The organism is Mesorhizobium sp. M0408 (genome assembly GCF_040321495.1).
Classification (GTDB): domain Bacteria; phylum Pseudomonadota; class Alphaproteobacteria; order Rhizobiales; family Rhizobiaceae; genus Mesorhizobium.
Genome location: NZ_JAMYRO010000017.1, coordinates 1 through 25,967, shown reverse-complemented (window position 1 = coordinate 25,967; position 25,967 = coordinate 1). Strand labels below are relative to the sequence as shown.

The window sequence follows — 25,967 nt, the reverse complement described above, 5'->3', positions numbered from 1 at the left end:
AAACGGCGCCGCAGGGCGCCGTTTTGCTGTCGCAGACCGCGTACGGCGCCGCGTAATGGCTGCGGATTGGAGGGACGGACCGTGTTGACCCTTGATCTTTACCCCCCGTGCCTCCAACTAATGGCAGAAGGCCGTGGTGCCGAATTCTGTGCTGTAAAACTCCCGTCACAAACGGTGGTAGGCGGAACGATCCCCGGTCGTTAATATGAGATTCGCGGTTGGCCGATTGGCAGCCGCGACATGAAAGGTTGGACAATGGCCAAATTATCCAAGGCTCCCAGCGACGGCGTCTTCGCAGTCCTCCCACTGCGCGACATCGTGGTGTTCCCGCACATGATCGTTCCGCTCTTCGTCGGGCGTGAAAAGTCGATCAAGGCGCTGGAAGAAGTGATGGGTCAGGAAAAGCAGATCCTGCTTGCGACCCAGATGAATGCCGCCGACGACGATCCGGAGCCCGATGCCATCTTTGACATCGGCACGCTCGCCAATGTGCTGCAATTGCTGAAACTGCCGGACGGCACCGTGAAGGTGCTGGTCGAAGGCGCCTCGCGCGCGAAAATCGTCGCGTTCACCGACCGTCCCGACTTCCATGAAGCCCGTGCTGCGGCGCTGGTCGAACCGGAGGAGGAAGAGGTCGAGGTCGAGGCGCTGGCCCGTTCCGTCGTCACCGACTTCGAGAACTACGTCAAGCTGAACAAGAAGATCTCGCCCGAAGTGGTGGGTGCCGCCAGCCAGATCGACGACTATTCCAAGCTCGCCGACACGGTCGCTTCGCATCTTGCCATCAAGATCCCCGAGAAGCAGGAGATGCTCGCCACGCTTTCCGTCAAGGAACGGCTGGAGAAGGCGATGGGCTTCATGGAAGCCGAAATCTCGGTGCTGCAGGTCGAGAAGCGCATCCGCTCGCGCGTCAAGCGCCAGATGGAGAAGACGCAGCGCGAATACTACCTCAACGAGCAGATGAAGGCGATCCAGAAGGAGCTCGGCGAGGGCGAGGACGGCCGCGACGAGGCCGCCGAGATCGAGGCGCGCATCAAGAAGACCAAGCTCTCCAAGGAGGCCCGCGAAAAAGCGGAAGCCGAACTGAAGAAGCTGCGGACGATGTCGCCGATGTCGGCTGAATCGACCGTCGTGCGCAACTATCTCGACTGGCTGCTGTCGATCCCGTGGGGCAGGAACTCCAAGGTCAAGCAGGATCTGGCCTTTGCCCAAAACGTGCTCGATACCGACCATTTCGGCCTCGACAAGGTCAAGGACCGCATCGTCGAATACCTCGCCGTGCAGAGCCGTCAGAAGAAGCTGAAGGGGCCGATCCTGTGCCTCGTCGGACCTCCCGGCGTCGGCAAGACCTCGCTCGGCAAGTCGATCGCCAAGGCGACCGGCCGTGAGTTCATCCGCATGGCGCTGGGCGGCGTGCGCGACGAGGCCGAGATCCGCGGTCACCGCCGCACCTATATCGGCTCGATGCCCGGCAAGGTCATCCAGTCGATGAAGAAGGCGAAGAAATCCAACCCGCTCTTCCTGCTCGACGAGATCGACAAGATGGGCCAGGATTTCCGCGGTGATCCGTCATCGGCTTTGCTCGAGGTGCTCGATCCCGAGCAGAATTCGACGTTCATGGACCATTACCTCGAGGTCGAATACGACCTGTCGAGCGTGATGTTCGTAACGACGGCGAACACGCTGAACATCCCTGCGCCCTTGATGGACCGCATGGAGATCATCCGTATCGCCGGCTACACCGAGGACGAGAAGATCGAGATCGCCAAGCGTCACCTGATGCCCAAGGTGATCCGCGACCACGCGTTGCAGCCGAAGGAATTCTCCGTCGGCGAGGACGCGATCCGCGGCATCATCCAGACCTACACCCGTGAAGCGGGCGTCAGGAGCCTGGAGCGCGAGCTGATGAAGCTCGGGCGCAAGGCGGTGACCGAGATCCTGAAGACGAAGAAGAAGACGATCAACATCACGGCGGACAATCTTGCCGATTATCTTGGTGTTCCGCGCTTCCGCTTCGGCCAGGTCGAGAGCGACGATCAGGTCGGCGTGGTCACCGGGCTCGCCTGGACGGAAGTCGGCGGCGAGCTGTTGACGGTGGAAGGTGTCATGATGCCCGGCAAGGGCCGCATGACCGTGACCGGCAATCTGCGCGACGTTATGAAGGAATCGATTTCGGCGGCGGCGTCCTACGTCCGCTCGCGGGCCATCGATTTCGGCGTCGAGCCGCCGCTGTTCGACAAGCGCGATATCCACGTCCACGTGCCGGAAGGCGCAACGCCCAAGGACGGACCGTCGGCTGGCGTGGCGATGGCGACGGCGATCGTCTCGGTGCTGACCGGAATCCCGGTCAAGGCCGATGTGGCGATGACCGGCGAGATCACGCTGCGCGGCAGGGTGCTGCCGATCGGCGGCCTCAAGGAGAAGCTGCTTGCCGCACTTCGCGGCGGCATCAAGAAGGTGCTGATCCCGGAAGAGAACGCCAAGGATCTGGCGGAGATTCCGGAGAACGTGAAGAGCGGCATGGAGATCATTCCGGTCTCGCGGGTTGGCGAAGTGTTGCGCCATGCGCTGGTGCGCATGCCGGAACCGATCCAGTGGGTTGAACCCGTCAATGCGCCGGCCGTGGTCGATGTCGGGGACGAAGCTGGTAAATCGCTGGCGCATTAGCTCTTGCTAAAGTTGCAATGCACAAAGAGAGAGCCGGGCCTTGAGCCCGGCTTTTTCATGTGAAGAACCCCGGATTTCCGGGCTTTTTTCGACTTTCCCGGCGCTTTTCGACTTGGTTGCCGGAGCGCTTCTTTCTAAAGTCCGTTTCCTGCCGGATGAGTCGAGTGTTCCGGTTTTCTCATGGAAGGGAATTTTTATGAACAAGAACGAACTGGTGTCCGCTGTCGCCGATGCCGCGAGTATTTCGAAGGGTGACGCGCAGTCGGCGGTTGATGCGGTGTTTTCCGTCATCACCGGCGAACTGAAAAAGGGCGGCGATGTCCGGCTTGTCGGCTTCGGAAATTTCACCGTGTCACAACGCGCCGCGTCGACCGGCCGCAATCCGCAGACCGGTGCGGAAGTGAAGATCCCGGCGCGCACCGTGCCGAAGTTCTCGGCCGGCAAGGGCCTCAAGGACGCGGTCAACTAAGCGCCTCCTTAAGTCTTTCAGAGAAAAGAAAAGCCGGTATATCCGGTTTTTCTTTTCTGTGCCCGCAGCGTCGTTGGAAAAGGCGGCGCTATGCCGTCGGCGCGTCAGTGCGCATCAAGCCTTCCTTCTTGAGATCGGCCCACAGCGCCGATGGCGGTTTCGCGTCGAGCAGCGAGCGATTGCTTTCGACTTCGCCCGGCCGCTGGCCGCCGGGGATTACCGAGACGACCGAAGGATGCAGCAGCGGGAACTGCAGCGCCGCCTCGATCAGGCGCACGCCGTGGCGCTTGCAGACGGCCTCGATGCGGGTGACGCGGTCGATGATGTCCTGCGGCGCCTCCGAATAGTTGTAGTAGGCGCCGGGCTTCGGCCCGGTTGCCAGGATGCCGGAATTGTACGGCCCGCCGAGAACGATGCCGATGCCGCGTTGCTGGCATAGCGGCAGGAAAGACTGCAGCGCTTCCTGCTCCAGCAGCGTGTAACGCCCGGCAAGCAGGAACAGATCGAAATCGCCGCGCTCGGCCAGCGTCTGGGCAACCGGCCACTCGTTGATGCCGCCGCCGAACGCCTTGATCACGCCCTGGTCGCGCAATGCCAGCAATCCGTAATAGCCGGAGCTCATGAATTCCTGGATGCGCTGGTCCGAGGCTTCCTTGCTGCCATGGGTGAAGATGTCGACATCGTGCACGAAGAGGATGTCGATGCGGTCGACGCCGAGCCGTTCCAGCGAGGCTTCGAAGGAGCGCATGACGCCGTCATAGCTGTAATCGTAGACCTCGCGGCGCGATGGGGTGTCGAAGAATTTGCCGATGCCGGTGCGCTGTTCCGGCGGGCAGGCGCGCATGATGCGCCCGACTTTGCTGGACAGCACGTAGTCGTCACGCTTCTTCGAACGCAGGAACGGATTGAGCCGCGTTTCGGCAAGGCCCAGCCCATAGAGCGGCGCGGTGTCGTAGTAGCGGCAGCCGACCCGCCATGCCGCCTCCAGCGTAGCATTGGCATTCTCATCGGATACGGCGCGATAAAGATTGCCGAGCGGCGCAGTGCCGAAGCCGAGCTCGGTGAAGGTGATGCCGCCATTGCCGATGCGGTCGAAATGCCGTGTCTTCATATGCTGCCGTTTCCTCATTTGCGATTTGCCGTGACACTATCACGGCTGTGGCGCATCAAAAGCACTGCGTGTCGTTGGACACCGATTTTCGCGGTGATAGCATGAGTGAAAACAAGCTGTTCGGGGCAGATGTGACTGAGATATTCAAATGGTTCTCCGGCACCGGCAAGCTGGTGCAAATGTCATGACGGCTGCCGGCGAAAACCTGTTTGGGATTGCGCTGAACGAGCTTGGCACCGTGCTGGAGCGCATCGACGAAAGCCGCATCGACGCCGCTTGCGCCATCCTGGCTGGAGCGAAAAAGATCGTCACCTATGGCTGCGGCCGCGAGGCGCTGCAGGTCAAGGGTTTTGCCATGCGGCTCTACCATCTCGGTCTGCCGGTGTCGGTCGTCGGCGACATGACCACGCCGCCGCTGGGCGAGGGCGATGTCTTCCTCGCAAGTTCCGGCCCGGGTGAGACGTCGACGGTGCTGACCTTGATGCAGGTCGCGCGCGAGGCCGGTGCCACAGTCCTGCTGCTCACCGCGCAAGCCGACAGCACTGCCGCGAAGCTGGCCGACTTCACACTGCTTATCCCGGCTCAGACCATGGCCGACGACCAGGACCCTGAAAAGACATCCGTCCTGCCGATGGGCTCGGTTTTCGAAGGCGCGCTGTTCGTCCTCTTCGAAGTGATGGTGCTGAAGCTCAGGGATCTGACCGGCGTCTCGCCGGGAGCGATGCGCGCCCGCCACACCAATATGGAGTAGGTGTCATGCGCTACGAATTGATGCTGCCGCACCAGATCCGCAAGGCGATCGCCGAGAACCGGCCGGTCGTGTTGCCGCTCGGTGTGCTCGAATATCACGGCGAGCACATGGCCGTCGGAATGGACACGCTGGCGGTGGTCAAGAGCCTGGAACTGTTCGAAAAAGAAGCAGAGATCGTCATTCTGCCACCCTTCCATTACGGCGCGGCGAGCTATGCTGTTGCAGCACCGGAAGGCAGTGGTTCGGTGCAGGTCGGCGGCAATGTGCTGGCGCCATTTGCGGAAGAACTGTTCTACAGCCTGCTGCGCATCGGCTTCCGCAACATCCACGCCATCATTCACCACCAGACCGAAAATTTTGCCGCCGGCATGCCGACCGATCTCGCCTTCAAGGCTGCCGGCCGGCAGGCGATCTTCCGCTTCCTGGAGAAAGAACGTGGCGAAGGCTGGTGGGGCGCTCCGGCGATGGCCGACTATTATGCCGAGCACGCCGAGGGCAGCAATTTCTTCAACTGGGTGCAGGTGCATCCGCTGATGCCGGCTTCAATGCACAGCCGGTACCCGTTCGACCATGCCGGCACCGGCGAGACGTCACTGATGCTGGCGCTGTGCCCGGAAGCGGTCGATGCCGGCCGCTTCGCCGACAACACCGGCTGGTACACGGCAAGTGCGCCCGAAGCCTCGGCGGAATTGGGGCAAAAAGGGGTTGCTATGATCCTCGAGCATTTGCGGGCAACACTTTCGGGTTAGCGCGCTTTTCCCTTCTCCCACAACAAGGGGAGAAGGGAGAGCCGGCGCAGTTATTTCACCGCGCCCGCTGTCATGCCCATGATCAGGTAACGCTCGAGCGCGATGCCGATGACGGCGAGCGGTGTGATGGCGGCGGTGGCAAGCGCTGCCATCGACCACCAGTTGATGCCTTGTGAGCCGGTCTGGCTGGCCACCATGACAGGAATGGTCTTTGCGTCGGTCGAGGTCAAAAGCGCGGCGAAGAAATACTCGTTCCAGCACAGCACCATCGCCAGGATGAAGGCGGCGACCATGCCCGGCAGCGCGATCGGCATGACGATGCGCAAGAAGGCGCCCCAGATCGACAGGCCGTCGACGAGTGCTGCCTCCTCCAACTCCACCGGGATGGAGTTGAACTGGTCGCGCATGATCCAGATGACGATCGGCAGCACCATCAGCGTGTAGAGCAGGATCAGCCCGACGCGCGTGTCGAGCAGGCCCACCTCCCGGTAAAGCACGAGGAAGGGCAGGGCCAAAACCACCGGCGGCAGGATCAGCTGCGACAGGAAGAAGAAGGAAATATCCTCGTTCCTGAACCAGGCGAACTTGTAACGATAGCGGGTCAGCCCGTAGGCGGCGAGGCTGCCGATGACGATGGCGAGGGTCGACGCGCCGACCGAGGTGATGACCGAATTCATGAAACGCTTGATGAATTCGTCGCGCACAGTCGACGTCCGAAAGATCGAGTCCGGCGACAGGCCGAGCGAACGCCAGCCCTTCCAGTCGGGTTTGAAATCGACAAACGGGATCAGATGGCCCTGGGTGACGTCGACCGCGGTCTTGAACGAGGTGGTTATCGTCCAATAGATCGGGAACAGGCAGATGAAAGCCCAGAAGATGAGGGCGCCGTAGATGAAGACGCGGTTGGCGACGAAGCTCGCCGGCGAGCGGATTTCGGAGGCGGCAAAGTCGGTGGTTTGAACGCTCATCTTGCCGGCCCGATCAATTGACGTTGCGCACGAAGCGGCTGGCGAACTTCAGCAGCCAGGTCACGAACACGATGATGATGATCAAATAGGCCATCGCCAGCATCGTGCCGTAGCCGACGTTCGAGCGGTCGCGATACTCGCGGTAGATGAAACTGGACACCGAATCGGTCGCGCCGCCAGGCCCGCCGGAGGTGACGGTGATGATGATATCGGCGAGCTTCAGCTTGAAGATGATGCGCAGGATGACCGCTGTCACCGACACCGGCAGCATCAGCGGGAAGGTGACCTGCCAGAAGGTCTGCCAGGCAGTGGCGCCATCGACACGCGCTGCCTCGAGCACCTCGCGCGACATCGCCTGCAGGCCGGCGAGCAGCATGATCATCATGAACGGGATGAACGTCCACGCGTCGAGCACCATGATCGAGATGCGGGCGGTGATCGGGTTGGAGAAGAAGGCCGGGTTTTCCCAACCGAGATGGCGCGCCAGCGTCGCGGCGGGCCCGAAGCGGTATTCCATCAGCGACTTGCCGATCATCCACGACACCGCCACCGGCGACAGCATCAGCGGCATGAGAAACACGACGCGGAAGAATTTTCGTGCCCGGATCTGCGCGTTGAGCAGCAGCGCCAGGCCGAAGGCGATGACATATTCGACGAACACCGCCAGCACGTAGAGCACCATGTTGAACAGCGCGTTGCGATAATAGGCGTCGTTCAGCATCTGCCAGAAATTGTCGAGCCCGTTGAACTGCCGTCCGCTGAAGGAACTGAGGTTCCAGTCGGTCAGCGCGATGTAGAAGCCGAACAGCGTCGGGAAGATCACCATAGCAATGGTAAACAGCAGCGCCGGCAGCAGGAACAGCGCGCGCTGGCCGTCCTCGCCGCGCGTCAGTACCTGGCCGATGCCGAGCGCGACACCCCACAGCACGTAGGCGTAGACCACCGGCCGCCAGGTCTCGAAGCCGATAGTGTCGACCTCGCTCTTGTAGAGGATTTGCAGTGCGATCACCGCCAGAAGGCCGAGCGTCGCAGCAGCCATCAGAGCCCAGCCAAGCCGTTTGCGGCTCCGCGGTATCAGGTCGGATGGCACGGCGCCTGCCGGCCATTCACTTGTCGACAAAGTCTGGTCAGCCAGGGTCCGGTCAGCCACGCGTTCTTGCCCGTTCACAGGAGGCTCGATGACCGGCCGAGCCGGTCGAGGCCAAGTCGGTCAAGGTGAGGTCCGGCGGCTGTGCGCCGCCGAACCAGTTTCACTATCTCAGCCTACATGCCGAGCGAGGCCTTGTAGAGCTTGACCTGTTTGTCGCGGCCGATCTGGTCGGTCAGCTTCTCCCAGGCGGCTGCGATGGCGTCGGCGCCTTCCTGCGCCTTCATCTTGCCGGCAAAGGTGTTGGCCAAAATGTCCTCGGCGGCGCTGTAGTACTGGAAGATGCCGGGGATGCGCGGCTCGATCGCCGCGTTCGGATGGTTGTAGCTGTCGGCTTCCGACTTCAGATACGAGGTGATGAACGCCTCGTCGTAGCCCGCCGCCACCCATTCCGGAATGTTGAAATGCGAGTTGCGATAGGGCTGGAAACCCGACGGATAGGCCGCGCACCAGAGCGACAGGTCCTTGCCGCCGAGATGGGCAGCGGCAGACCATGCCGCCTTCTTCTTCTTTTCGTCGCTGTCGACGCGGGCCATGACATAAACGCCCCAGCCGAGATAGGCGCAGTTTGGCGCATGGTTCGGGCCGCTGGCGAGCTTGTCCCACTGGCCGGTCTTGGAGTTGTAGACATCGTCCGAGCCCGGCAGGATCGAGAAGCCGGTGATGTCGCCGACGACCGAGGAATCGTTGGTCTTGACGTTCGAACCGACGTCGCCCCACCAGGTAACCATCGAACCGGTGCCTGCCAGGAATTGCTGGAAGGCGGTGGTGTTCGGGTCGGCGTTGATCTGGTCGGCAGGTTCGGAGGGCAGGGCATCGATGACGTCCTGGATCGCCCGCACCCATGCCGGATTGTTGACGCGCGGCTTCATCGTGTCGGCATCAAACAGCCAGGCCTTGTCATCGGGATGCTTGGCGTAGGCGCTGGCGCGGCTGCCGAGGAAATAAAAGCCGAAACCGCCCCAGGGCTTGGGCGCATCGAGATAGCCAAAGACATCCTGGCCCTTCACCTGCTTGCCCTTGAGGAATTTCGTCACCGCCTGCACCTGCTGCCAGGTCTTCGGCACGCCCCATTCGCCTTCTCCGCCGCCGTCCTTCCAGGCCTTGGCGAGGTCGGCATCGGCAAACACGTCGGTGCGGTAGTTGAAGTTATGTGCGTCGCCGTCAACGGTCACGCGATATTGCTTGCCGTCCCATGTGCCGACCGGCGGCTGCAGATAGGCCACGACATCCTTCATGTCGATCTGGTCCTTGACCCAGTCCGGCATCTCGGAGGTGAGACCCTTGCCGCAGACGTCGCCTTCGAACGGTGCCCCCATTTCGATGATGTCGAAATCGACGGTCCCGGTCGCGATCGACTGCTGCAGGCGGGCGTTGTAGTCAGCCTGCGCCAGGTCGATCCAGTTGATCTTGGCGCCGGTATAGGTCTCCCACGGCTTCAGGAAGCCGCGAAACAGCACATTGTGCAGGTTCTGATTGTTGAGGCCCATGAAGGTGAGTTCGACACCGGCGAATTCGCCTTCCTTGACATTGGCCTTGGTGGCGCCAAGGCAAAGCTCGCCGACCTGCTGGAAGTCGGCATCGGTCGGCTGACCCTTGCCGACACCCGGGATCTGCAGGATCTGCGCACGCAGGTCGTCGGCGGCCGCAGCCGTGCGCGTCAGCGCACCAAGTCCGGCGCTTGAGGCCGCCGCGAGGGCGGCCATGCTGGCCGCTCCCTTCAGCACGTCGCGGCGGGTGGCCCCGGCGCGGACAAGTTGGTTATAAAGGCTGACTTTCATTTCGTTCCTCCCAGAAGGTCAATTGTGAATTGGTTCAGATGGTGGAGCGCCGATTATGTTCCCCAACGACAGCGACTCCCGTAAATAGCGGCCCGAATTCTCCCTCCCGCGACGCTTGGCATTCAGTGCCGGACAAGCGTACCGGTGCGCCCGGAACAGGGTCATAAGCCGGACACTGTCACTATTCGCACAACGAAGTGCGGTGTCAACGTGAATGGGTTTTTTATCTATAAGAGACTGACTTGCCCTCGCCGTTTGCGTTGTTTAGCTTCACGGCAACTGAAGGGGGAATGATGGCTCAAGTCGCGATCCGCAATGTGGCCAAGGCGTTCGGAACCGTCAAGGTTCTGCACGATGTCAGCGTCGACATCGCCGACGGGCAGTTCGTGGTGCTGGTCGGGCCTTCCGGCTGCGGCAAGTCCACGCTGCTGAGGATGGTGGCCGGGCTGGAAACGGTCTCCGGCGGCACCATCGCCATCGGCGAGCGCGTCGTCAACCATCTGCCGCCGGCCAAGCGCGACATCGCCATGGTGTTCCAGAACTACGCGCTCTATCCGCACAAGACGGTCGAGCAGAACATGGCCTTTGCTCTCAAGCTGCGCAAAACCGACCCGGCGGTGGTCACTGAGCGGGTCAAGCGCGCCGCCGACATCCTCGACCTCAATCCCTACCTCAAGCGCTATCCGCGCCAGCTCTCTGGCGGCCAGCGCCAGCGCGTCGCCATGGGCCGCGCCATCGTGCGCAACCCGCAGGTGTTCCTCTTCGACGAGCCGCTCTCCAATCTCGACGCCAAGCTGCGTGTCCAGATGCGCACCGAGATCAAGGAACTGCACCAGCGGCTGAAGACCACCACCATCTACGTCACCCACGACCAGATCGAGGCCATGACCATGGCCGACAAGATCGTGGTGATGCGCGACGGTCGCATCGAACAGGTCGGCGCGCCGCTGGAATTATTCGACCGGCCGGCCAACCTGTTCGTCGCCGGCTTCATCGGCTCGCCCTCGATGAACCTGCTCAAGGGCGTCGTGCGCAAGGGCGACAAGCCCGTCGTCGAGATCGCCGGGACGCCGTTCCCGATTGCGGCAACCAGTGCCGTCGAGGATGGCCGTAATGTCGTCTACGGCGTGCGGCCCGAGCATCTCGAAATCCATCCCGATGGTGTTCCGGCGAAGATTTCGGTGGTCGAGCCGACCGGTTCCGAGACTTTGGTGTTCCTGCGCTTCGGCGAGGGCGAGATGGTGGCGCTGTTCCGTGAGCGCCACGACTTCAAGCCGGGCGACACACTGCACCTGAAACCGCGGCTCGACCAGGTGCATCTCTTCGACGCAGAGACCGGCAAGCGTCTCTGATTTCGCCCCAGCAAACTTCGCGAGGAATACCATGCTCAAAGGAATCGATCCGCTGCTCAATGCCGATGTGCTGCAGGCGCTGCGGGCGATGGGCCACGGTGACGATCTGATTATCGCCGACACCAATTTCCCGTCCGATTCGGTGGCGCGCCAGACCGTGCTTGGCCGGCTGCTGCGCATCGATGCGTCGGCGGCCGACGTGGTCAAGGCGGTACTGTCGCTCTATCCGCTGGACACCTTCGTCGACGACGCGGCCGCGCGCATGGAGATCGTCGGCAAGCCGGACGACATTCCCGCCGTGCAGCAGGAAGTGCAAAAAGAGATCGATGCCGCCGAGGGCAAGGCCTGGCCGATGATCTCGGTCGAGCGCTACGCCTTCTACGAACGCGCCAAGAAGGCCTATTGCGTCATCCAGACCGGCGAGCGCCGCTTCTATGGCTGTTTTGCGTTCCGCAAGGGCGTCGTGCCACCGGATGCGGAGTAGCGGCATGCCGGTGAAACCGATCGTCATGAAGCCGGTTGTCATATTGGGCGTCTTCGTCGCCGATACGGCCTACCGCGCCGCCCGCCAGCCGCGCATGGGCGAGACGATCCTGGGCACGTCCTTCACGCTCGGCCCCGGCGGCAAGGGCTCGAACCAGGCGGTGGCAGCCGGCCGGCTCGGCGCCGATGTCACCTTCCTTACCCGCCTCGGCGTCGATCCCTTTGCCGATATGGCGAGACAGACCTGGTCGCACGCCGGCGTGAAGAGCGCCGTCATCGACACGCCGGAAAGCTACACCGGTGCCGCCTATATCTTCATCGAGGAGACGAGCGGCAACAACGCGATCATCGTCAGCCCTGGTGCGGCGATGCTGATCTCGCCCGCCGATATCGAGGCAAATGCCGGCCTGATCCGCGCGGCCGGCGTTTTCGTCACCCAGCTCGAACAGCCGATCGAGGCGGCGCTGGGGGCGCTGGAGATCGCGCGCGGGGCAGGGGTGACCACCATCCTCAACCCGGCGCCGGCGGCCAGGCTTCCGGACCGTATCTACACGCTTTGCGACTATGTCACGCCGAACGAGACTGAGGCCGAGGAACTGACCGGCATCAAGGTATCCTCCATCGACGATGCCCGCCGTGCCGCCGACAGCCTGCTCGAGAAGGGCGTGGGCGCTGTCATCGTGACGCTCGGCGAAAAGGGCGCGCTGCTGCACACGGCCGACCGTTCCGAGCATGTCGCAGCGGTCGCCGCCGGCCCGGTCATCGAGACCACGGGTGCGGGCGACGCCTTCAATGGCGGCCTGGCTGCGGCGCTGTCGAGGGGGATGGAACCCCTGCAGGCGGTGCGCTTCGCTTGCGCCGTCGCAGGCATTTCGGTGACGCGCCCGGGCACCGCGCCGTCCATGCCGACGCTGCAGGAGGTCGAGGCGCTGCTCGCCGAGGGGTGAAGCCCGGCACTGCGGGATGAGACTGTAAGCGGGAGCGAATGGGTTAGACCCGACTCTTGTCCGAGAAGCTATTGTTTTCTGGCTTGACCACAAACAGGCGGGCAGGTCGATGGATGAGGATCAATGCCAGAATTCGAAAGGAATGGACCTAGACTGGGTCACGAAAGAAGATGATTTTTGACAAATCAACGTCGACATTTCTCCGGCATCAAGGGGACGTGACCCCAAAGGAGAAATGGCGCGAGTGACGGGGCTCGAACCCGCGACCTCCGGCGTGACAGGCCGGCACTCTAACCAACTGAGCTACACCCGCGCATGGACGAGCACGTGTCAGCCGTGTTCGTCGTTGGGCGGTGGATAAGGGGTAAGCCACCGGGTGTCAAGCGGACCCGGACAGCATAACAGCAAACAGGAGAAGGTTTTTTGACAAGCCGAACTTTGTTGCCGAAACCGGCTCCCGGCCAAGCCACTGGCCGCTCATTTGGCCTTGCGAAGCCGGTCCTAACTGCTTAAAGGTCCGGCCCGGAGCGGGCGATTAGCTCAGTTGGTAGAGCGCTTCGTTTACACCGAAGATGTCGGCGGTTCGAGCCCGTCATCGCCCACCACTTTCCATCGACGTGTTCAGTTTGGGCTACACCGCTCAAGCTGATCGCCCAGGTGAGACGCATCCGACCACTGTGCTACTCGGACTTTGGTCTGATTCGAACTGTCTTTCCGCAGGGACTTAAGTCTGATCTGCTTGCCTCTCATGAGGGAAACGATTGCCGAAAGCTACAACTTGCAGTATCTCAATTGCGTATGGGCATGGGCGGGAGCGAAAATATTCCTGGATGGCTTGTGAGTCATCTTCCGGACGATCCCGTGATCGCAGGAGATCTCGCGGATAAGATATCGAAGGAAGCTGAAAAAAACCGGCTTCCAGGCGAACGGGTTGTGAAGACAACCCGTAACGAAGAAGACACCTTCAAGAAAGAACAAGTCGAAGCTTATCCCGACGCCGCGGTTGCAGGAGTCTTTGCCAGCGGTTCATTCCTCGCCCTGTTGGTATTAGCCATTTATCTGCTTTATGTGCTCTCGATTGTGGCCGGGGGAACGGTCGCGGATGTTCCCCTGCCGCCCATACTGAACTAGTAGACGCTCCGCCAACACTTGAATTAGCCCCGCACCGTGTTGATGCTGGTGACTTTCGTGTCTGCGGTGGAGCACGCGACGAAGGTTTCGTTCCCGCGGCAAAGGTGTTCACGCGGGGCAACTGGCTGCTGCAGAACGGCAGCATTGTACTTCCATAGGCCTCCCGGTTCTTTGCAACTTGGGCGGTTGGCTTGTCGCAGATCAGCCTGCAATCGCCGGAGCGTGAGCAATCCGTTTCGCCGCATAAACACAACGCTTCGATGAATCAGCGTCCTGCACCACCTCAAATCCAATCGCCTTGTAGAACCTTAGCGCACCATCGTTCTCCGGCATGACTTCGAGGTGGATGCCGGTAGAGCCGCTCGCGGCAAGCCCCTGCTCGAGGAAGGCCATCGCGCGCCTGCCGATGCCTTTCCCGCGCGCTTGCGGCAACAGGTCGATATGGCCATGCGACGGATAGGCGGTCAGCGCAGGCGGAACAGCGAAATCGGGATGATGGACCCGATGCCGCGCCCAGTCGCTGCCGCGCCAGCGAGAGCTGTCGGGTCCCGGGTCTGCCACGGGCCGCTGAAGGTCGGGATACCAGTCTGATGCCAGGCTGGCATTGAAAGCGCCCGTATCGGCCGCGCCAAGCAGGTAGCCGGCCGCACCTGCGGGACTATCGATAATGAAGGCCAGCTCGGGTTCGAGCACCTGGTAGGGAATAGTGTAGAGGAGGCCGAGCAGTTCCGGGTCGTCCTCGCGGCCGCTGGCGTCCTTGCCGGCATCGCCGGTCTTGAGACAGATCATCGCAAGCGCTGCATGATCGGCGGTGGTCGCCCGGCGCAGGAAGAAACCGCCGCCGAAATCGAGGATCATGGCGGCAGCAGCCGGAAATCCTTGCCCTCGGGCAAAAGCTGCCCGCCGTCGACGATGATGGTCGTGCCCGTGATGTAGCTGGCATCGTCAGAGGCCAGGAACAGGAAGGCATTGGCCACATCGCGAGGGCTGCCGAGACGGCCGAGCGGGATGGCGTCTTCCATGTTCTTGATGAAGGCCGCACCGCGATGCTGCTCTATGCCTTCAGTGAGGATGTTGCCGGGCTCGACGCCGTTGACTGTAATGCCGTAGCCCGAGAATTCGAGCGCAGCCGAACGGATCAGCCCATTGATGCCGGCCTTGGTCGCTGAATAATGGCCGTGGCCGGGGCTGGTGACATGCGGGCCGGTGATCGAGGAGGTGAACAGCATGCTGCCAAAATGCTGTGCCTTCATTGGCACCAGTGCGGCGCGAGCAGCGATGAAGCTGCCGCGCAAGTTCACCGCCATGACCCGGTCCCAATCGTCGGGACTGGTGTTTTCCAGCAATTGCCAGGGATAGATTCCGGCATTCTGCACCATGATGTCGAGTCGGCCGTGACGGTCGAGCGCCAGTGCAACAGCAGCCTCGGCATCAGCCATCTGCGAGATGTCGGTGCGGATGAAGGCGGCGCCGAGTTCGTTCGCGGTCGCTTGCCCCGCCTCGGCCTCGGTGTCGGCCAGGACCAGCTTCGCGCCCTCTTCGGCAAAACGCTGTGCGATGCCCTTGCCGATGCCACGTGCGCTGCCGACGATCAGCGCGACCTTATCTTCCAGACGGCCGGTCATGCGAGCCTCTGGCGGATGGTTTGCTTGAATGCGTCGAGCAGCACCGCGGCGAGGACGAGCAGGCCGTGGATCACCTGGGTGAAGTTGGCCGGCAGGCCCATCAAATTGATCGCCGTGTTGATGGCCGAGAGCAGCAGCACGCCGGCATAGACGCCGGGCAAGGTGCCGACGCCGCCCTTCAGGCTGACGCCGCCGATGACGACTGCGGCGAAGGCATTGAACAACAGGCCGACGCCGAGATTAGCTGTCGCGCCGGAGGTGCGGATCGCCAGCACCCAGCCGGCAAGGCCGGCGATGGCGCCGGCGAGAACGAAGGCTATGACCAGGTTGCGGTTGACCCGGATGCCGGCGCGAAAGGTCGCCGTCTCGTTGCCGCCGATCATGACCAGGTGCCGGCCGAAGGGCGTCTTGGCCATGATCAGCGAGAACACCACGAAACACGCAATGGCGATCCAGGCAGTCAGCGGCAGGCCGCCCAGGCGCTGGATGCCGAACCAGCGGATTGCCGGCGTAAGGTCCTGCGCCGAGCGGCCGCCGGAGATAACCAGCACCAGGCCGCGCACCCAGATGTAAGATGCCAGGGTGATGATGAAGGCGCTCATCTTGACCCTGACCACCAGGTAGCCATTGAAGGCGCCGATGAGGCCGCCGACGGCAAGCGCGATGAGCAGCGAAACCGGAACCATCAGCCATTGCGGCTGCAACTGGATGCCAAGGCCGATGCCCGACGAGCAGAACAGGATGCCGACCGCCATGGCGCTGAGCGCCGCCACCGATTCGACCGACAGGTCCATGTGGCCGGCGATGATGACCAGCGCCAGGCCGATCGACATGACGCCGAGCACGCTCGACGCCTCGATGATGTTGGCAAAAATGCCGAGCTGAAAATAGTTCGGGATGAGGATGGAAAAGACCACCAGCACGAAGACCAGCATGAACCAGACAAGATTGTCGAGGATGAACTCGAGGGTTTGGCGCGTGCGGGGGTTCATCTGCGGATCCGGTTGGCGCATGACCCCGAAAACCATTCGTCCTTCGGAAAGATCAGGCGCGGTTGAAAATTGCTGCAGCATACCCGTGCGCGTCCGTTTGAACGCACTGAGGCTGCAGGGCTGGGCTCCGGGCCGGCATGGCCCGGAGCTTCTGGCGAGTTTGCTATTCGACCGGCTTTATGGTTTCGGTCGGCGGCTTCATGTTGCCCCAGAACGCCGGGTTATCGACATTTTCCTTGGTGATCGCAGCGCCGGGGATCTTGATGTTCGGTCCCCACGCTTCCTTGGTCAGGGTTGATTTCAGGCCAAGCACATCATATTCGCCGGGCTTGATCTCCTGCTTGTTGACCACCTTGTCCATGAACATCGCGACCGCCGCGGCCTGGGCGTAGAGCGGCTGCTCGACTTCGACATTGAGCCAGCCCTTGCGGATCAGGTCGAGGCCGACCGGAGCGCCGTTCGAGCTCATCAGCATTACGTCGCCCGGTTTCTTGCCGGCGGCCTCGAGCGAGGCAACGGCAGCGACCGAAAGATGCGCGGCATGGCTGAAGATCAGGTCGATGTCGGGGTTGGCGAGCAGCTGGTCGTTCACGATGGTCCCGGCTGCATCCGCCGCCCATTGCATGGCCGGCAGCGAGATGATCTTGACGTCCGGGAACGCCTTCATCTTCTCCTCGAAACCCTTCTGGATATCGAGCGTGTAGGGATCGCCCGGATCGCCGAGCACCTGCAGGATCTTGCCCTTCACCGAGCCGTTTTTCGCGGTCAGGAGCTTTTGCGCCTGGTCGGCGGCGACGTAGCCGATCTCGACGGTTCCGGCCACCGAGGTGAAGTCGGACGGGGTCGAGGTGATCTGGCGGTCGAACTCGACGACCGGGATGCCGGCGGCGCGGGCGGCCTCGATCGACGGTTTCAGCGCATTGAAATCGACGGCGGCAAGAATGATCGCCGACGGCTTCAGCGCGATGACGTCGTTCATCTGCGATTGCTGAGCGTCGGTCTTGTTGTCGGCGTTCAGCGTCTTCATCTCGTAGCCGACCTGCTTCAGGAACAATTCCAGCGCGCTCACCGAGCCGGTCTGGAACTCATCGAGCAATGTCGGCACCATGTAGTAGACGGTGCCCTTGGACTGGGCGAATGCCGGCGTGAGCGTGGCAAAGGCCAGTGCCAGGATACCGAAGACGGAAAGAAGTATTTTCTTCATGTCGTTCGCTCCTCTTGCGCCGGACCCCTCATTTGTCCCTCAGCTCGCCGGTCCGGCACCGGCGAGCGTCTCTCCGGTGATCATGTTGATCACCGCGTCGGGACTTGTTTTGTTGCGTGCGACGTCGCCCGCCACGACGCCTTGCCGGATCACCACGATCCGGTCGGCGACCTGGAAGGCCTGTTGCATGATATGAGTGATTATGACGACGCCGATGCCCTGGCTCGCCACCTGGCGGATCATGTCGAGGCCGCGCCGCGTCTGCTCGACGCCAAGCGCTGCGAACGGCTCGTCGAGAAGCACCAGCTTGCCGCCGAAATGCACGAACCGGTTGAGCTCGATGGCCTGTCGCTGACCGCCCGAGAGGTGCTCGACATTGGTGCGAAGCGAGGGAATGCGGGTGCCGGCGCTGGCCAGTGCCTTTTGTACCACCTGCTCCATGGCGCGCTCGTCGAGCACTGGAATGCCGAGAACCTTCCTGGTGATCTCGCGGCCCATGAAGAAATTGGCGACCACGTCGACATTGGTGCAAAGCGACAGGTCCTGGTAGACCGTCTCGATCCCCGCGGCCTTGGCCTCGGCGGGGGATTTGGCGAGGAATTCCTTGCCTTCGAACAGCATGCGGCCGGAGGTCGGCTCGAGGCCGCCGGCAATGATCTTGACCAGCGTCGATTTGCCGGCGCCGTTGTCGCCCAGAAGCGCCACCACTTCGCCCTTGTCGATCGAAAAGCTGATGCCTTTCAGCGCTTCGATGGCGCCGTAATTCTTGGCGACGTTGTCGAGCACCAGCAGCGGTTCGCTCATGCTGCGATCCCCTTGTTATGCAAGAGATCCCGACCGCGTTCGCGTTCGGCGGTGAAGATCTGGCCGAAGCGCGGCGAAAGCACCCCCGAAACGGCAAGTGCGGCGGCGCCGCGCAACACCGCATGCTGGCCGCCGCGTGCGACGCTGACGCGGGGCGTCGCGCGGTCGCTTCGCGCCGAGACCGAATTGGGCAGGTGCGCGGCCGCGCCGGCAAGCCTTTCGAGCAGCTCGGTGGACGCCAGCCCGCCGAGGATGATGGTTTCGGGATCGAACAGGTTTTCGATGATGGTGACGGCGTTGCGGAAGATCGGCGCAATCTCGCTCACCCACTCGGCGTCGGCGATGTTGCGGCGCCGCAGCGCTTCGAGCGAGAGATACCGTTCGAGGCAGCCACGATTGCCGCACGGGCAGGGCTCGCCGCCCGGCACTGCGGGAATGTGGCCGATTTCACCGGCGTTTCCCCAGGCGCCGCGCAATGCCGCCCCGTCATGCACCATGACGCCGCCGAGACCGACGCCGAAATAAAGATAGTAATACTCGGAATATGCCGTTCCGAGGCCGTAGAGGCGCTCGCCGATAGCAGCCGCCGCCATATCGGTTTCGAAAAAGGCCGGCAGTCCGGTCGAGGCGGCCAGCCGCTCGCGCAGCGCCACATCCTTCCAGCCGGTCATGGTGGTCGGCCCGACAAAGCTCATGGACTCCACGCCGAACGGTCCGGGCAGCGCCATGCCAATGCCGAGAACGCGGCCACCGGGCCGCAATGCCGTCAATTCGAGCACCATGGCGCCGATCAGCTCGAAAGCGTGGTCGGGCGTTGCATTTGGGGCTTCGCGGTAGGTGCTCTCGATAACATCGCCGCTTAGGTTGATCAGGGCGGCATTGATGCCCAGCGGGGTGACGTGGATGCCGACGGCATAGCCGCCTTCCGGATTGATGCGCAGCGTTGCCGGTGGCAGGCCGCGTCCCTTGGGCTCTTCGCGCAGCGACAACACGTAACCGTGCTCTTCCAGCTCGCGAACGATGGTAGACACCGTCTGCACGGTGAGCCCGACCCGCCTGGCAATGTCGCCGCGGGCGATCGGTCCGTGAAGGCGGATGGATTCGAGCACGATACGCCGGTTATACGGCCGCCCGAACTCCTGATTGGTCCCGCGCAATGCCATGTCTGGCGCCCTCTCGAGAGAGCAGAGGTTCGCACCGAATATTTATTCAGTCAAATGGAATTCAAAAATAATTCGCCTGTGGCCAAGGCCTTCTAACGCCGGCGAATTCGCGCCCGCCGGCGGATGGGCCAACTCTGGCAATTTTCCAGTATGAAGCGCCAGCGGCTGGACGGGAGCCAGGCATGACCTTGGCCGGCATTCCGATCAGCGCCCTGAAGCCCATTTCGGAACCGGTTGTGAGCCGGCCAGGGATCGGAGTTCGTTGCGCCTTTCCGTTGCAGGGAGCATACTTCCTCTCGCCGGTCTGCGGGAGGAGATGCGATGCCGAAGCTGACCCTCGACGGGATTGATCTCGGCTATGAGGTGCGGGGCGACGGGCCGCCGGTTCTGTTCGTCCACGGCAGCGTCACGAACGGCATGATGACATGGTCCGCCCAGCAACCGCTTGCGGAGCGCTGGAAGCTGGTTGTGGTCGACCGGCCAGGATACGGATCAAGTTCCCCTGCCGAACGCGAGGATTTCGTCGTCGACGCCAGACTGGTTGCCGGATTCCTCGATCGGACGCATGACCTCTGGGACGAAAGCCGCGTCCATTTGGTCGGGCATTCCTATGGCGGCGTCATCTCTCTTCTTGCAGCAGCGATGCGCCCGCGAGCAATCCGTTCGCTCACGGTGATCGAGCCGCCGGCCTTTGACCTTGCGCGCGGGGATGTTGCCGTGAATGAACTCGTGACGCGCCTGAAGACCCACTGGCAAAGCGGACCCCGCGACGATCCCGCGCTTTTCTTGCGCCAGTTCCTCCATCTGGTCGGCTCGGCGATACAATTGCCAGACCCGCTGCCGCCCCCGCTCGCGCAAGGCGCGGCCATGCTCGTCGTCGAACGCGGGCCATGGGAGGCCGAAATTCCGCTTCGGCAACTTGCCGATGCGCCGTTCCCGAAACTGGTGGTATCCGGCGGGCACAGCGCAGCATTCGACGCCGTCTGCGACGTGCTCGAAAACGTGCTTGGTGCCGATCGTGCCGTGATCGCCGGCGCGGGGCACAGCGTTCAGCAGACCGGTGAGCCGTTCAACCGGCGGCTCGGCGCGTTCATGGCTGCTGCTGAGGGCTGAAAGCGATCTATCTTTGATATCGCCTGGCGGGCGGTTGGCCGCGCGCCAGGCTTCACGCCGAATGAATCGCCGGCTCTACAGATACCGCTCGACCTTCTTGCCGACGGTCAAAAACCGCAGCGGATCGATCGCCTCGCCGTTGTGGCGGACCTCGTAATGCAGATGCGGGCCGGTTGAGCGGCCGCTGTTGCCGGTCTTGCCGATGATGTCTCCGGCATCGAGCTTCTGGCCGACGGCGACGTCGATTTCGCTGAGATGCCCGTAACGCGTCACAAAACCGTTGCCGTGGTCGACCTCGATCATGCGGCCGTAGCCGCCGTTCCAGCCGGCCTTGACGACCAAGCCGGCTGCCGTGACCTTGGCTGGCATACCGATCGGCGCCCTGAAATCCATGCCGGAATGCAAGGCGGCCGTGCCGAGGATGGGGTCGGTGCGCACGCCGAACGGGCTGGTAACGCTGCGGCCGGGGGCGGGGTTGGCGAGCGGCAGCCGGCGCGCTTCCTTTTTAAGATGATCCAGCGCGTCAAGAGCCTCGTCCAACTCCTTGACCTTGCTGTCGAAGACCAACGAGCTGTCGAGTGGTATCAGCGGGCCACCGACGTCGCTCTTTTCGAATTCGCTGTCGACCGGCAGGCCGGCGGCCTCGAGCGCCTGTGAGATCGTGTCGGCGCTCTTGTAGGCATTGTCGGCCAGTGTGGCGATGCGAGTGAGCTGCTGGCTCTCGATGGCCTTCAGCGAGTTGTTGATCGAAACGAAGAGCTTGTCTGCCCGGTCGGCCGCGCTTTCGCTCGGCAGCGGATCGGCGCGGGTCGACCACAGCGAGAACGGCCTGGTGTCGTCAACGCCCACAGGAGCGGCAAGGGGGGCGGCAAGGCTGGCGACAGTATACGCCGTCGGCTGGATGCTGCCGGTCGCGTCGGCATGTTCGTCCGGCTTTGCCGCCGGCGCGGGCGTTGCGACCTCGTTTTCGGCTCGTTCGAGGATCGGGCCGAGGCGGCCGTGACGCAGGCTGAGCTGGCTCTGCCGTTCCAGCAGCTCGCTGACCTTGGTTTCCATCAGTTGCTGATCGAGTAGCTGGCGGCTGGTGATGCGGTCGACCTGGCTGCGCAGTGCCGAGATGCGGTCTTCGTAGGCCTGCTGCATGCGCGCCTGCCGCGCCGTCGTGGCGCCGATCAGATCGTCGCGCAGCACCAGATAGGAGGTCGCCAGCAGGTAGCCAATGACGATCGCCGCCAGCGCCGAGCCGCAAAATGCCGCAAGCCACGGGCGTATGGTGAAATGCCTTATCTGGTCGCCCCGAGCGATGATGACCGTGTGGGGCTCTTTGCGTCTGCCGAAGACCGCTGACTGACCGGCTACGTTCACGGGACCAAGCTTTCGTTACGACACCAACGACAAGCCTGATTACACATTATTAGGGTTAACAAAGTTTTGCCGGATCGAACGACAGGCAAAGGTCTTCGCGCAAAACGGGCATCGAATTGCAGCGGCCTGGCGCAGCTCTCAAAGGGCGCGAACCGCCTCCAGCACTTCTTCGGCGTGCCCCTTGACGCGGACGTTGCGCCAGATCCTGGCGATGCGTCCGTCCCGGCCAATCAGGAACGTCGCCCGTTCGACGCCCATATAGGTGCGGCCGTAGAGCTTCTTTTCCACCCACAAATGGTAAGCCTCGATCACTTTGCGCTCTTCGTCGGCGACAAGGTCGACGCTCAGATCGTATTTCGCCTTGAATTTGTCGTGTTTCTTGACGCTGTCCGGCGAGAGCCCGATGACGACAGCGCCGGCCTTTTCGAACTCCGGCTTCAACTGCGAAAAGCCGATCGCCTCGTTGGTGCAGCTTGTGGTGTCGTCCTGTGGGTAGAAATAGAGTACGATGGGTTTTCCCAGCAATGCGGCGAGGCTGAGTGAACCGCCGCCGTCGCGCGGAAGATCGAATTGCGGCGGAACATCGCCCACGTCGAGGTCAGCCATATCGATGCCCTTGTTTGAGGTTACGCGCCAGGCTGCATCGATATAATGTCGAGCGGGGATTCGTCCACGATCGAATTCGTTTCAACGGAAGATTGCGTGGACCAGGAGCTACCGCAGCACGAGAAGATCAGGTTCAGGCGTGACGAGATCACCGACCTAGGAACCTTTCCGTCCGCGTGCCGCGTCCCGCCGCTCGGCCAGGCGTCGATCGGTCGCGGCGTCCGTATGATGGCGCGGGTGTTTGCCGGCCTTGTCGCCCTTGTGCTGCTGGCTGCCGCCGGCGTCTACGCGATCGGCGCGTCCGGCTTCGGCTCGGAGCGGCTTCGCGCGGAAGCCGAAACGGCAATCGAGAAATTGGCCGGCTTCGATGTCGACGTTGCCGTCGGGCCGGCACGGCTGACGCTTGACGGGTCGAGCTTCATTGCGCTGCAGGTCAGCGACGTCAGCCTCAAGACCGCCGACGGAAAACCAATGGCCGATGCAGGCCGGGTCCGCTTCGGCATCCGGCTGATCCCGTTGCTTTCGGGCGAGGTACGGCTGACCAGCGCCCGGATTTCCGACGCGCACATCGTCATGGCGGCAATGCCGTCCGGCGGCGACTGGACGGCCGGGCTGCGCAACCAGGACGGCCTTATCGATCCGGAAAAACTTTCCGCCGCCGTCTTCGCCAACCTCAACCGCGCGCTCGATGCGGTGCGCGAGGATTCGGTGCGCCAGATCGATCTGCGCAACGTCGAGCTGGCACTGCCCGAGACCGGATCGGTCAAGTCGGTCACTATCGCCGACGCCTCCGTCTCGCAGACGGGACCGGGAAGCATGGAGTTTTCATCCGATGCGGATGTCGACGGCAGGGCGCTTACCATCGCCGCTTCCGCCACCCGCGATCCGGCGACGCGACGCATCACCACGCTGGACGCCAGCATCCAGGCGGCGGATGCCGACGCTGCCGCGGCAGGTGGCAAATTGGGCGCGATCGCCTTGAAGCTGGCGGGGTCGGAAGGGACCGGCGACAACGGTTCGCGGCTGACCGCCGCCCTGTCACTGACCGGATCGGTGCTCGATCTCGGTTCGCGCGGCCTGCTTCCGGCCGACATCGATCTCGATGCAACACTCGTCGCCGGGTCGAACAAAATCCAGGTCGACAGTTTGCTGGTGAAAACCGGCCGCTCGACCTTCGATTTCGCCGGTTCGATCGGGCCGAAGCCGGCTACCGGCGCAGCGGGCGAGGAGCCATCCTATCGTTACGACCTGACCAGCGACGGTTCGACCCTGGCGCCTTCCGATTCGCCGGAGCCGGCACTCAGCTTCATTGCCCGTATCGCCGGCGTCTACCAGCCGACGAGCCAAAAGCTGGTCGCCGAGCAGATCGGCGTCCGGTCCGGACCGGGCAGCGAAGTGCTGGGCACGGCTTCGGTTTCATTCGTCGCCAACCAGGCGCCGGGCATATCGGTGGCGCTCAATGTCCACGACATGCCGGTCTCGCACGTCAAGCAATTATGGCCATGGTTTTCGGCGCGCAATGCCAGGCTGTGGGTGCTTAAGAACCTGTTCGGCGGCCGCGTCGTCGATGGCAGCCTGCAGTTCCAGGTCGTGCCCGGACGGCTCGGCAACGGCGTGCCGCTTTCCGCCGATGAAGTGTTCGGCCGATTCCAGGTCGAAGGATCGCGCTTCGACACGGCCGGCCGCATTCCGCCGATCCGCGATGCCGTTGGCGTCGTCGGCTTCCACGGCAATGACGTCGACGTCGCGCTGTCGTCGGGCAGCGTCTATATGCCGAGCGGCCGCACGGTGGCGGCGAGCAACGGCACGCTCACCGTCAAGGCCGCGAACCATCCGCCGGTGATCGGCGCGCTCGACATCGATGTCGCCGGCGAGGCGCCGGCAATCGCCGAGTTGGCATCCTTTGACCCGATCAACGCCATGCGCCATGTCGGCCTGCTGCCGGACGACCTATCCGGCACGGTGACCGGCCACGTCAAGGCCGATATTCCGCTGCAGTCCGGTGTCGACTCTTCCAAACTCGATTGGCTGGTGGCGCTCGACTACAAGGACCTGTCGCTGGGCAAGCCGTTCGAGGGCCAGACAGTCAGCCATGCCGACGGCTCGATCACGGTCGCGCCCGACCGGGCGGTGATCTCGGCGAAGGCGCTGCTCAACGGCATTCCGGCCGAGCTCGACCTGATCGAGCCGCTCAGGGATGGCGGCCCGCCGCGCAGTCGTAAAGTGGCGCTGGTGCTCGACGACAAGACGCGCGCCACCGCCATGCCTGGCCTGTCGACGCTGCTTTCCGGAACCATCAAGGTGGCGATCGACAAGAGTGGCACCGGCAACCAGAACGTGTCGGCCGACCTGACCAATGCCAGGCTGGACATTCCCTGGGCCGGCTGGAGCAAGGGGCCTGGCATTCCCGCCAAGGTCGTCTTCGCCATGGCGAAGACCGGCGACACCACGACGCTCTCCAATTTCGAACTCGATGGCAAGACCTTTTCCATCGACGGCAGCGCGGTGCTGGTCAACGGCGCCTTGTCCTCGGCCCGGTTCAGCAAGGTCACGTTGAACAGGGGCGACGACGTCGCCGTCTCGGTGAAGCGGTCGGGCAAGGCCTATGCTGTCGAGGTCAGCGGCAGCGCGCTAGACGCACGCTCGCTGATCAAGCAATTCACGTCCGACGTCGACACCGCCACCAAGACCACTGGCGTCGATGCGATCTCGGTCAGCGCCGACGTCAGTTCCCTGACCGGCTTCCATGACGAGGTGCTGTCGAATCTGAAGCTCGACTACAGCGCCGCCGGCTCCCGGGTGAACGGGCTCAAGGTGAGCGCCACAGCAAGTTCGGGAGCCGCCATCACCATCAGCAACACGACCGGCGGCGGCCTGCGCACGCTCAACATGAAGTCGGCCGACGCCGGCGCCATACTGCGCTTCCTCAACATCTACGAGCATATGGAAGGCGGCTCGATCACGCTGGCGCTCACCGGGGCCGGCGACGGGCCGATGAAAGGCCAGGTCGACGCCAAGAACTTCTTTATCGTTAATGAGCCGAAGCTCGCCTCGATCGTGTCGACGACGCCGGCCGGCGACAGCCGCAGCCTCAACGAGGCGGTCAAAGGCAATCTCGACACGTCGAGGGTGAATTTCGAGCGCGGTTTCAGCGAAATCGACAAGGGCAGCGGCTATCTGAAGCTGCGCAACGGCGTGCTGCGCGGCTCGCGCATCGGCACCACCTTCCAGGGCACGCTCTACGACCAGAACAACAATATGGACATGACCGGCACGTTCATGCCGGCCTACGGCGTAAACCGCATCTTCGGCGAACTGCCGCTGATCGGCGCACTGCTCGGCAACGGCCGCGACCGCGGCCTGATCGGCGTCACCTACAGGCTCAAGGGCAACGCCAACAAGCCGAACCTGGAGGTCAATCCGCTATCGGTGATAGCGCCCGGGATTTTCCGGTCGATCTTCGAGTATCGCTGAGGCGGGCAGGACTAGGTATAAAGCGGCTCCGTAGCGATCCTTCGCGCCCCCCTCTGTCCTGCCGG

At 62.9% G+C, this 25,967-nt stretch carries 23 protein-coding genes and 2 tRNA genes; 12 read left to right on the top strand and 13 right to left on the bottom strand.

What is annotated here, in order from left to right; genetic code table 11:
* Positions 1-255: 255 nt before the first annotated feature.
* Positions 256-2,667: an endopeptidase La gene (gene lon / locus NKI67_RS20295; RefSeq protein ID WP_023674656.1), complete on the top strand. Its 2,412-nt coding sequence runs from the start codon at positions 256-258 to the stop codon at positions 2,665-2,667.
* Positions 2,668-2,863: 196 nt separating this feature from the next.
* Complete coding sequence (locus NKI67_RS20290; protein ID WP_023674657.1) at positions 2,864-3,136, top strand: HU family DNA-binding protein; 273 nt, start codon at positions 2,864-2,866, stop codon at positions 3,134-3,136.
* Between the two features lie 88 nt (positions 3,137-3,224).
* On the opposite strand, the gene NKI67_RS20285 is transcribed toward NKI67_RS20290, so the two are convergent.
* Positions 3,225-4,247, bottom strand: coding sequence for an aldo/keto reductase (locus tag NKI67_RS20285; RefSeq protein WP_023674658.1), 1,023 nt, complete (start codon positions 4,245-4,247; stop codon positions 3,225-3,227).
* Here NKI67_RS20285 and NKI67_RS20280 point away from each other — a divergent pair.
* Genes NKI67_RS20280 through NKI67_RS20270 form a run of 3 tightly spaced genes read left to right on the top strand, consistent with a single transcriptional unit; the run spans position 4,238 to position 5,747 of the window.
* Positions 4,238-4,435: a hypothetical protein gene (locus tag NKI67_RS20280; RefSeq protein WP_352590603.1), complete on the top strand. Its 198-nt coding sequence runs from the start codon at positions 4,238-4,240 to the stop codon at positions 4,433-4,435. The two genes, NKI67_RS20285 and NKI67_RS20280, sit on opposite strands and share 10 nt — an antisense overlap.
* Positions 4,432-4,998, top strand: coding sequence for a 6-phospho-3-hexuloisomerase (gene hxlB, locus NKI67_RS20275; protein WP_352646521.1), 567 nt, complete (start codon positions 4,432-4,434; stop codon positions 4,996-4,998). The genes NKI67_RS20280 and hxlB overlap by 4 nt, the downstream gene beginning before the upstream one ends.
* 5 nt (positions 4,999-5,003) lie before the next feature.
* Positions 5,004-5,747 (top strand): creatininase family protein, encoded by a 744-nt coding sequence (locus NKI67_RS20270; RefSeq protein ID WP_352646520.1) that lies wholly within the window; start codon positions 5,004-5,006, stop codon positions 5,745-5,747.
* 50 nt (positions 5,748-5,797) lie between these two features.
* Here the strand turns inward: NKI67_RS20270 and NKI67_RS20265 are convergent, their stop codons facing one another.
* The 3 genes from NKI67_RS20265 to NKI67_RS20255 all read right to left on the bottom strand — a co-directional run bounded on the left by NKI67_RS20265 (position 5,798) and on the right by NKI67_RS20255 (position 9,643).
* Positions 5,798-6,715 (bottom strand): carbohydrate ABC transporter permease, encoded by a 918-nt coding sequence (locus tag NKI67_RS20265; protein ID WP_352646518.1) that lies wholly within the window; start codon positions 6,713-6,715, stop codon positions 5,798-5,800.
* Between the two features lie 13 nt (positions 6,716-6,728).
* Complete coding sequence (locus tag NKI67_RS20260) at positions 6,729-7,850, bottom strand: carbohydrate ABC transporter permease (protein ID WP_031211226.1); 1,122 nt, start codon at positions 7,848-7,850, stop codon at positions 6,729-6,731.
* Positions 7,851-7,978: 128 nt separating this feature from the next.
* A complete protein-coding gene (locus tag NKI67_RS20255; protein ID WP_023674663.1) occupies positions 7,979-9,643 on the bottom strand; it encodes an ABC transporter substrate-binding protein in 1,665 nt (554 codons plus the stop codon).
* Positions 9,644-9,936: 293 nt separating this feature from the next.
* On the opposite strand from NKI67_RS20255, the gene NKI67_RS20250 reads away from it, so the two are divergent.
* Genes NKI67_RS20250 through rbsK form a run of 3 tightly spaced genes read left to right on the top strand, consistent with a single transcriptional unit; the run spans position 9,937 to position 12,425 of the window.
* On the top strand, positions 9,937-10,995 hold the full coding sequence (locus NKI67_RS20250) for an ABC transporter ATP-binding protein (protein ID WP_352456634.1): 1,059 nt from the start codon (positions 9,937-9,939) through the stop codon (positions 10,993-10,995).
* Positions 10,996-11,026: 31 nt separating this feature from the next.
* Positions 11,027-11,479: an RbsD/FucU family protein gene (locus tag NKI67_RS20245; RefSeq protein ID WP_352571442.1), complete on the top strand. Its 453-nt coding sequence runs from the start codon at positions 11,027-11,029 to the stop codon at positions 11,477-11,479.
* Positions 11,480-11,483: 4 nt separating this feature from the next.
* Positions 11,484-12,425: a ribokinase gene (rbsK, locus tag NKI67_RS20240; protein WP_352646517.1), complete on the top strand. Its 942-nt coding sequence runs from the start codon at positions 11,484-11,486 to the stop codon at positions 12,423-12,425.
* Between the two features lie 236 nt (positions 12,426-12,661).
* Here the strand turns inward: rbsK and NKI67_RS20235 are convergent.
* A tRNA-Asp gene (locus NKI67_RS20235) sits at positions 12,662-12,738 on the bottom strand.
* A 216-nt stretch (positions 12,739-12,954) separates the two neighbouring features.
* On the opposite strand from NKI67_RS20235, the gene NKI67_RS20230 reads away from it, so the two are divergent.
* Positions 12,955-13,030 (top strand) — tRNA-Val (locus NKI67_RS20230).
* 187 nt (positions 13,031-13,217) lie between these two features.
* A complete protein-coding gene (locus NKI67_RS20225) occupies positions 13,218-13,556 on the top strand; it encodes a hypothetical protein (RefSeq protein WP_352590618.1) in 339 nt (112 codons plus the stop codon).
* A 201-nt stretch (positions 13,557-13,757) separates the two neighbouring features.
* On the opposite strand, the gene NKI67_RS20220 is transcribed toward NKI67_RS20225, so the two are convergent.
* The 6 genes from NKI67_RS20220 to NKI67_RS20195 form a co-directional block, all read right to left on the bottom strand.
* Positions 13,758-14,414 carry a GNAT family N-acetyltransferase gene (locus NKI67_RS20220; protein ID WP_352590621.1) on the bottom strand — a complete coding sequence of 219 codons (657 nt, stop codon included), beginning with the start codon at positions 14,412-14,414 and terminating at the stop codon, positions 13,758-13,760.
* The gene (locus NKI67_RS20215; RefSeq protein ID WP_352646515.1) at positions 14,411-15,181 is read right to left on the bottom strand and encodes an SDR family oxidoreductase; all 771 of its coding nucleotides are present in this window, start codon (positions 15,179-15,181) and stop codon (positions 14,411-14,413) included. Before NKI67_RS20215 ends, NKI67_RS20220 begins: the two co-directional genes overlap by 4 nt.
* Positions 15,178-16,173 (bottom strand): ABC transporter permease, encoded by a 996-nt coding sequence (locus NKI67_RS20210; RefSeq protein WP_352646513.1) that lies wholly within the window; start codon positions 16,171-16,173, stop codon positions 15,178-15,180. Before NKI67_RS20210 ends, NKI67_RS20215 begins: the two co-directional genes overlap by 4 nt.
* Positions 16,174-16,336: 163 nt before the next feature.
* Complete coding sequence (locus NKI67_RS20205) at positions 16,337-17,377, bottom strand: sugar ABC transporter substrate-binding protein (RefSeq protein WP_352571438.1); 1,041 nt, start codon at positions 17,375-17,377, stop codon at positions 16,337-16,339.
* Between the two features lie 39 nt (positions 17,378-17,416).
* Positions 17,417-18,181, bottom strand: a complete 765-nt coding sequence (locus NKI67_RS20200; protein WP_292663106.1) for an ATP-binding cassette domain-containing protein — start codon at positions 18,179-18,181, stop codon at positions 17,417-17,419.
* Entirely contained in the window at positions 18,178-19,344 is a 1,167-nt protein-coding gene (locus tag NKI67_RS20195; protein WP_352646511.1) for an ROK family transcriptional regulator, read from the bottom strand. Before NKI67_RS20195 ends, NKI67_RS20200 begins: the two co-directional genes overlap by 4 nt.
* Before the next feature lie 321 nt (positions 19,345-19,665).
* On the opposite strand from NKI67_RS20195, the gene NKI67_RS20190 reads away from it, so the two are divergent.
* A complete protein-coding gene (locus NKI67_RS20190) occupies positions 19,666-20,457 on the top strand; it encodes an alpha/beta fold hydrolase (RefSeq protein ID WP_352575968.1) in 792 nt (263 codons plus the stop codon).
* A 75-nt stretch (positions 20,458-20,532) separates the two neighbouring features.
* On the opposite strand, the gene NKI67_RS20185 is transcribed toward NKI67_RS20190, so the two are convergent.
* Together NKI67_RS20185 and NKI67_RS20180 are read right to left on the bottom strand one after the other, a co-directional pair.
* Positions 20,533-21,822: a M23 family metallopeptidase gene (locus tag NKI67_RS20185; protein WP_352646509.1), complete on the bottom strand. Its 1,290-nt coding sequence runs from the start codon at positions 21,820-21,822 to the stop codon at positions 20,533-20,535.
* 138 nt (positions 21,823-21,960) lie between these two features.
* Positions 21,961-22,428: a peroxiredoxin gene (locus tag NKI67_RS20180; protein ID WP_352646507.1), complete on the bottom strand. Its 468-nt coding sequence runs from the start codon at positions 22,426-22,428 to the stop codon at positions 21,961-21,963.
* A gap of 96 nt (positions 22,429-22,524) precedes the next feature.
* Here NKI67_RS20180 and NKI67_RS20175 point away from each other — a divergent pair, with 96 nt between their 5' ends.
* Positions 22,525-25,902: a hypothetical protein gene (locus NKI67_RS20175; RefSeq protein ID WP_352646505.1), complete on the top strand. Its 3,378-nt coding sequence runs from the start codon at positions 22,525-22,527 to the stop codon at positions 25,900-25,902.
* Positions 25,903-25,967 lie beyond the last annotated feature (65 nt).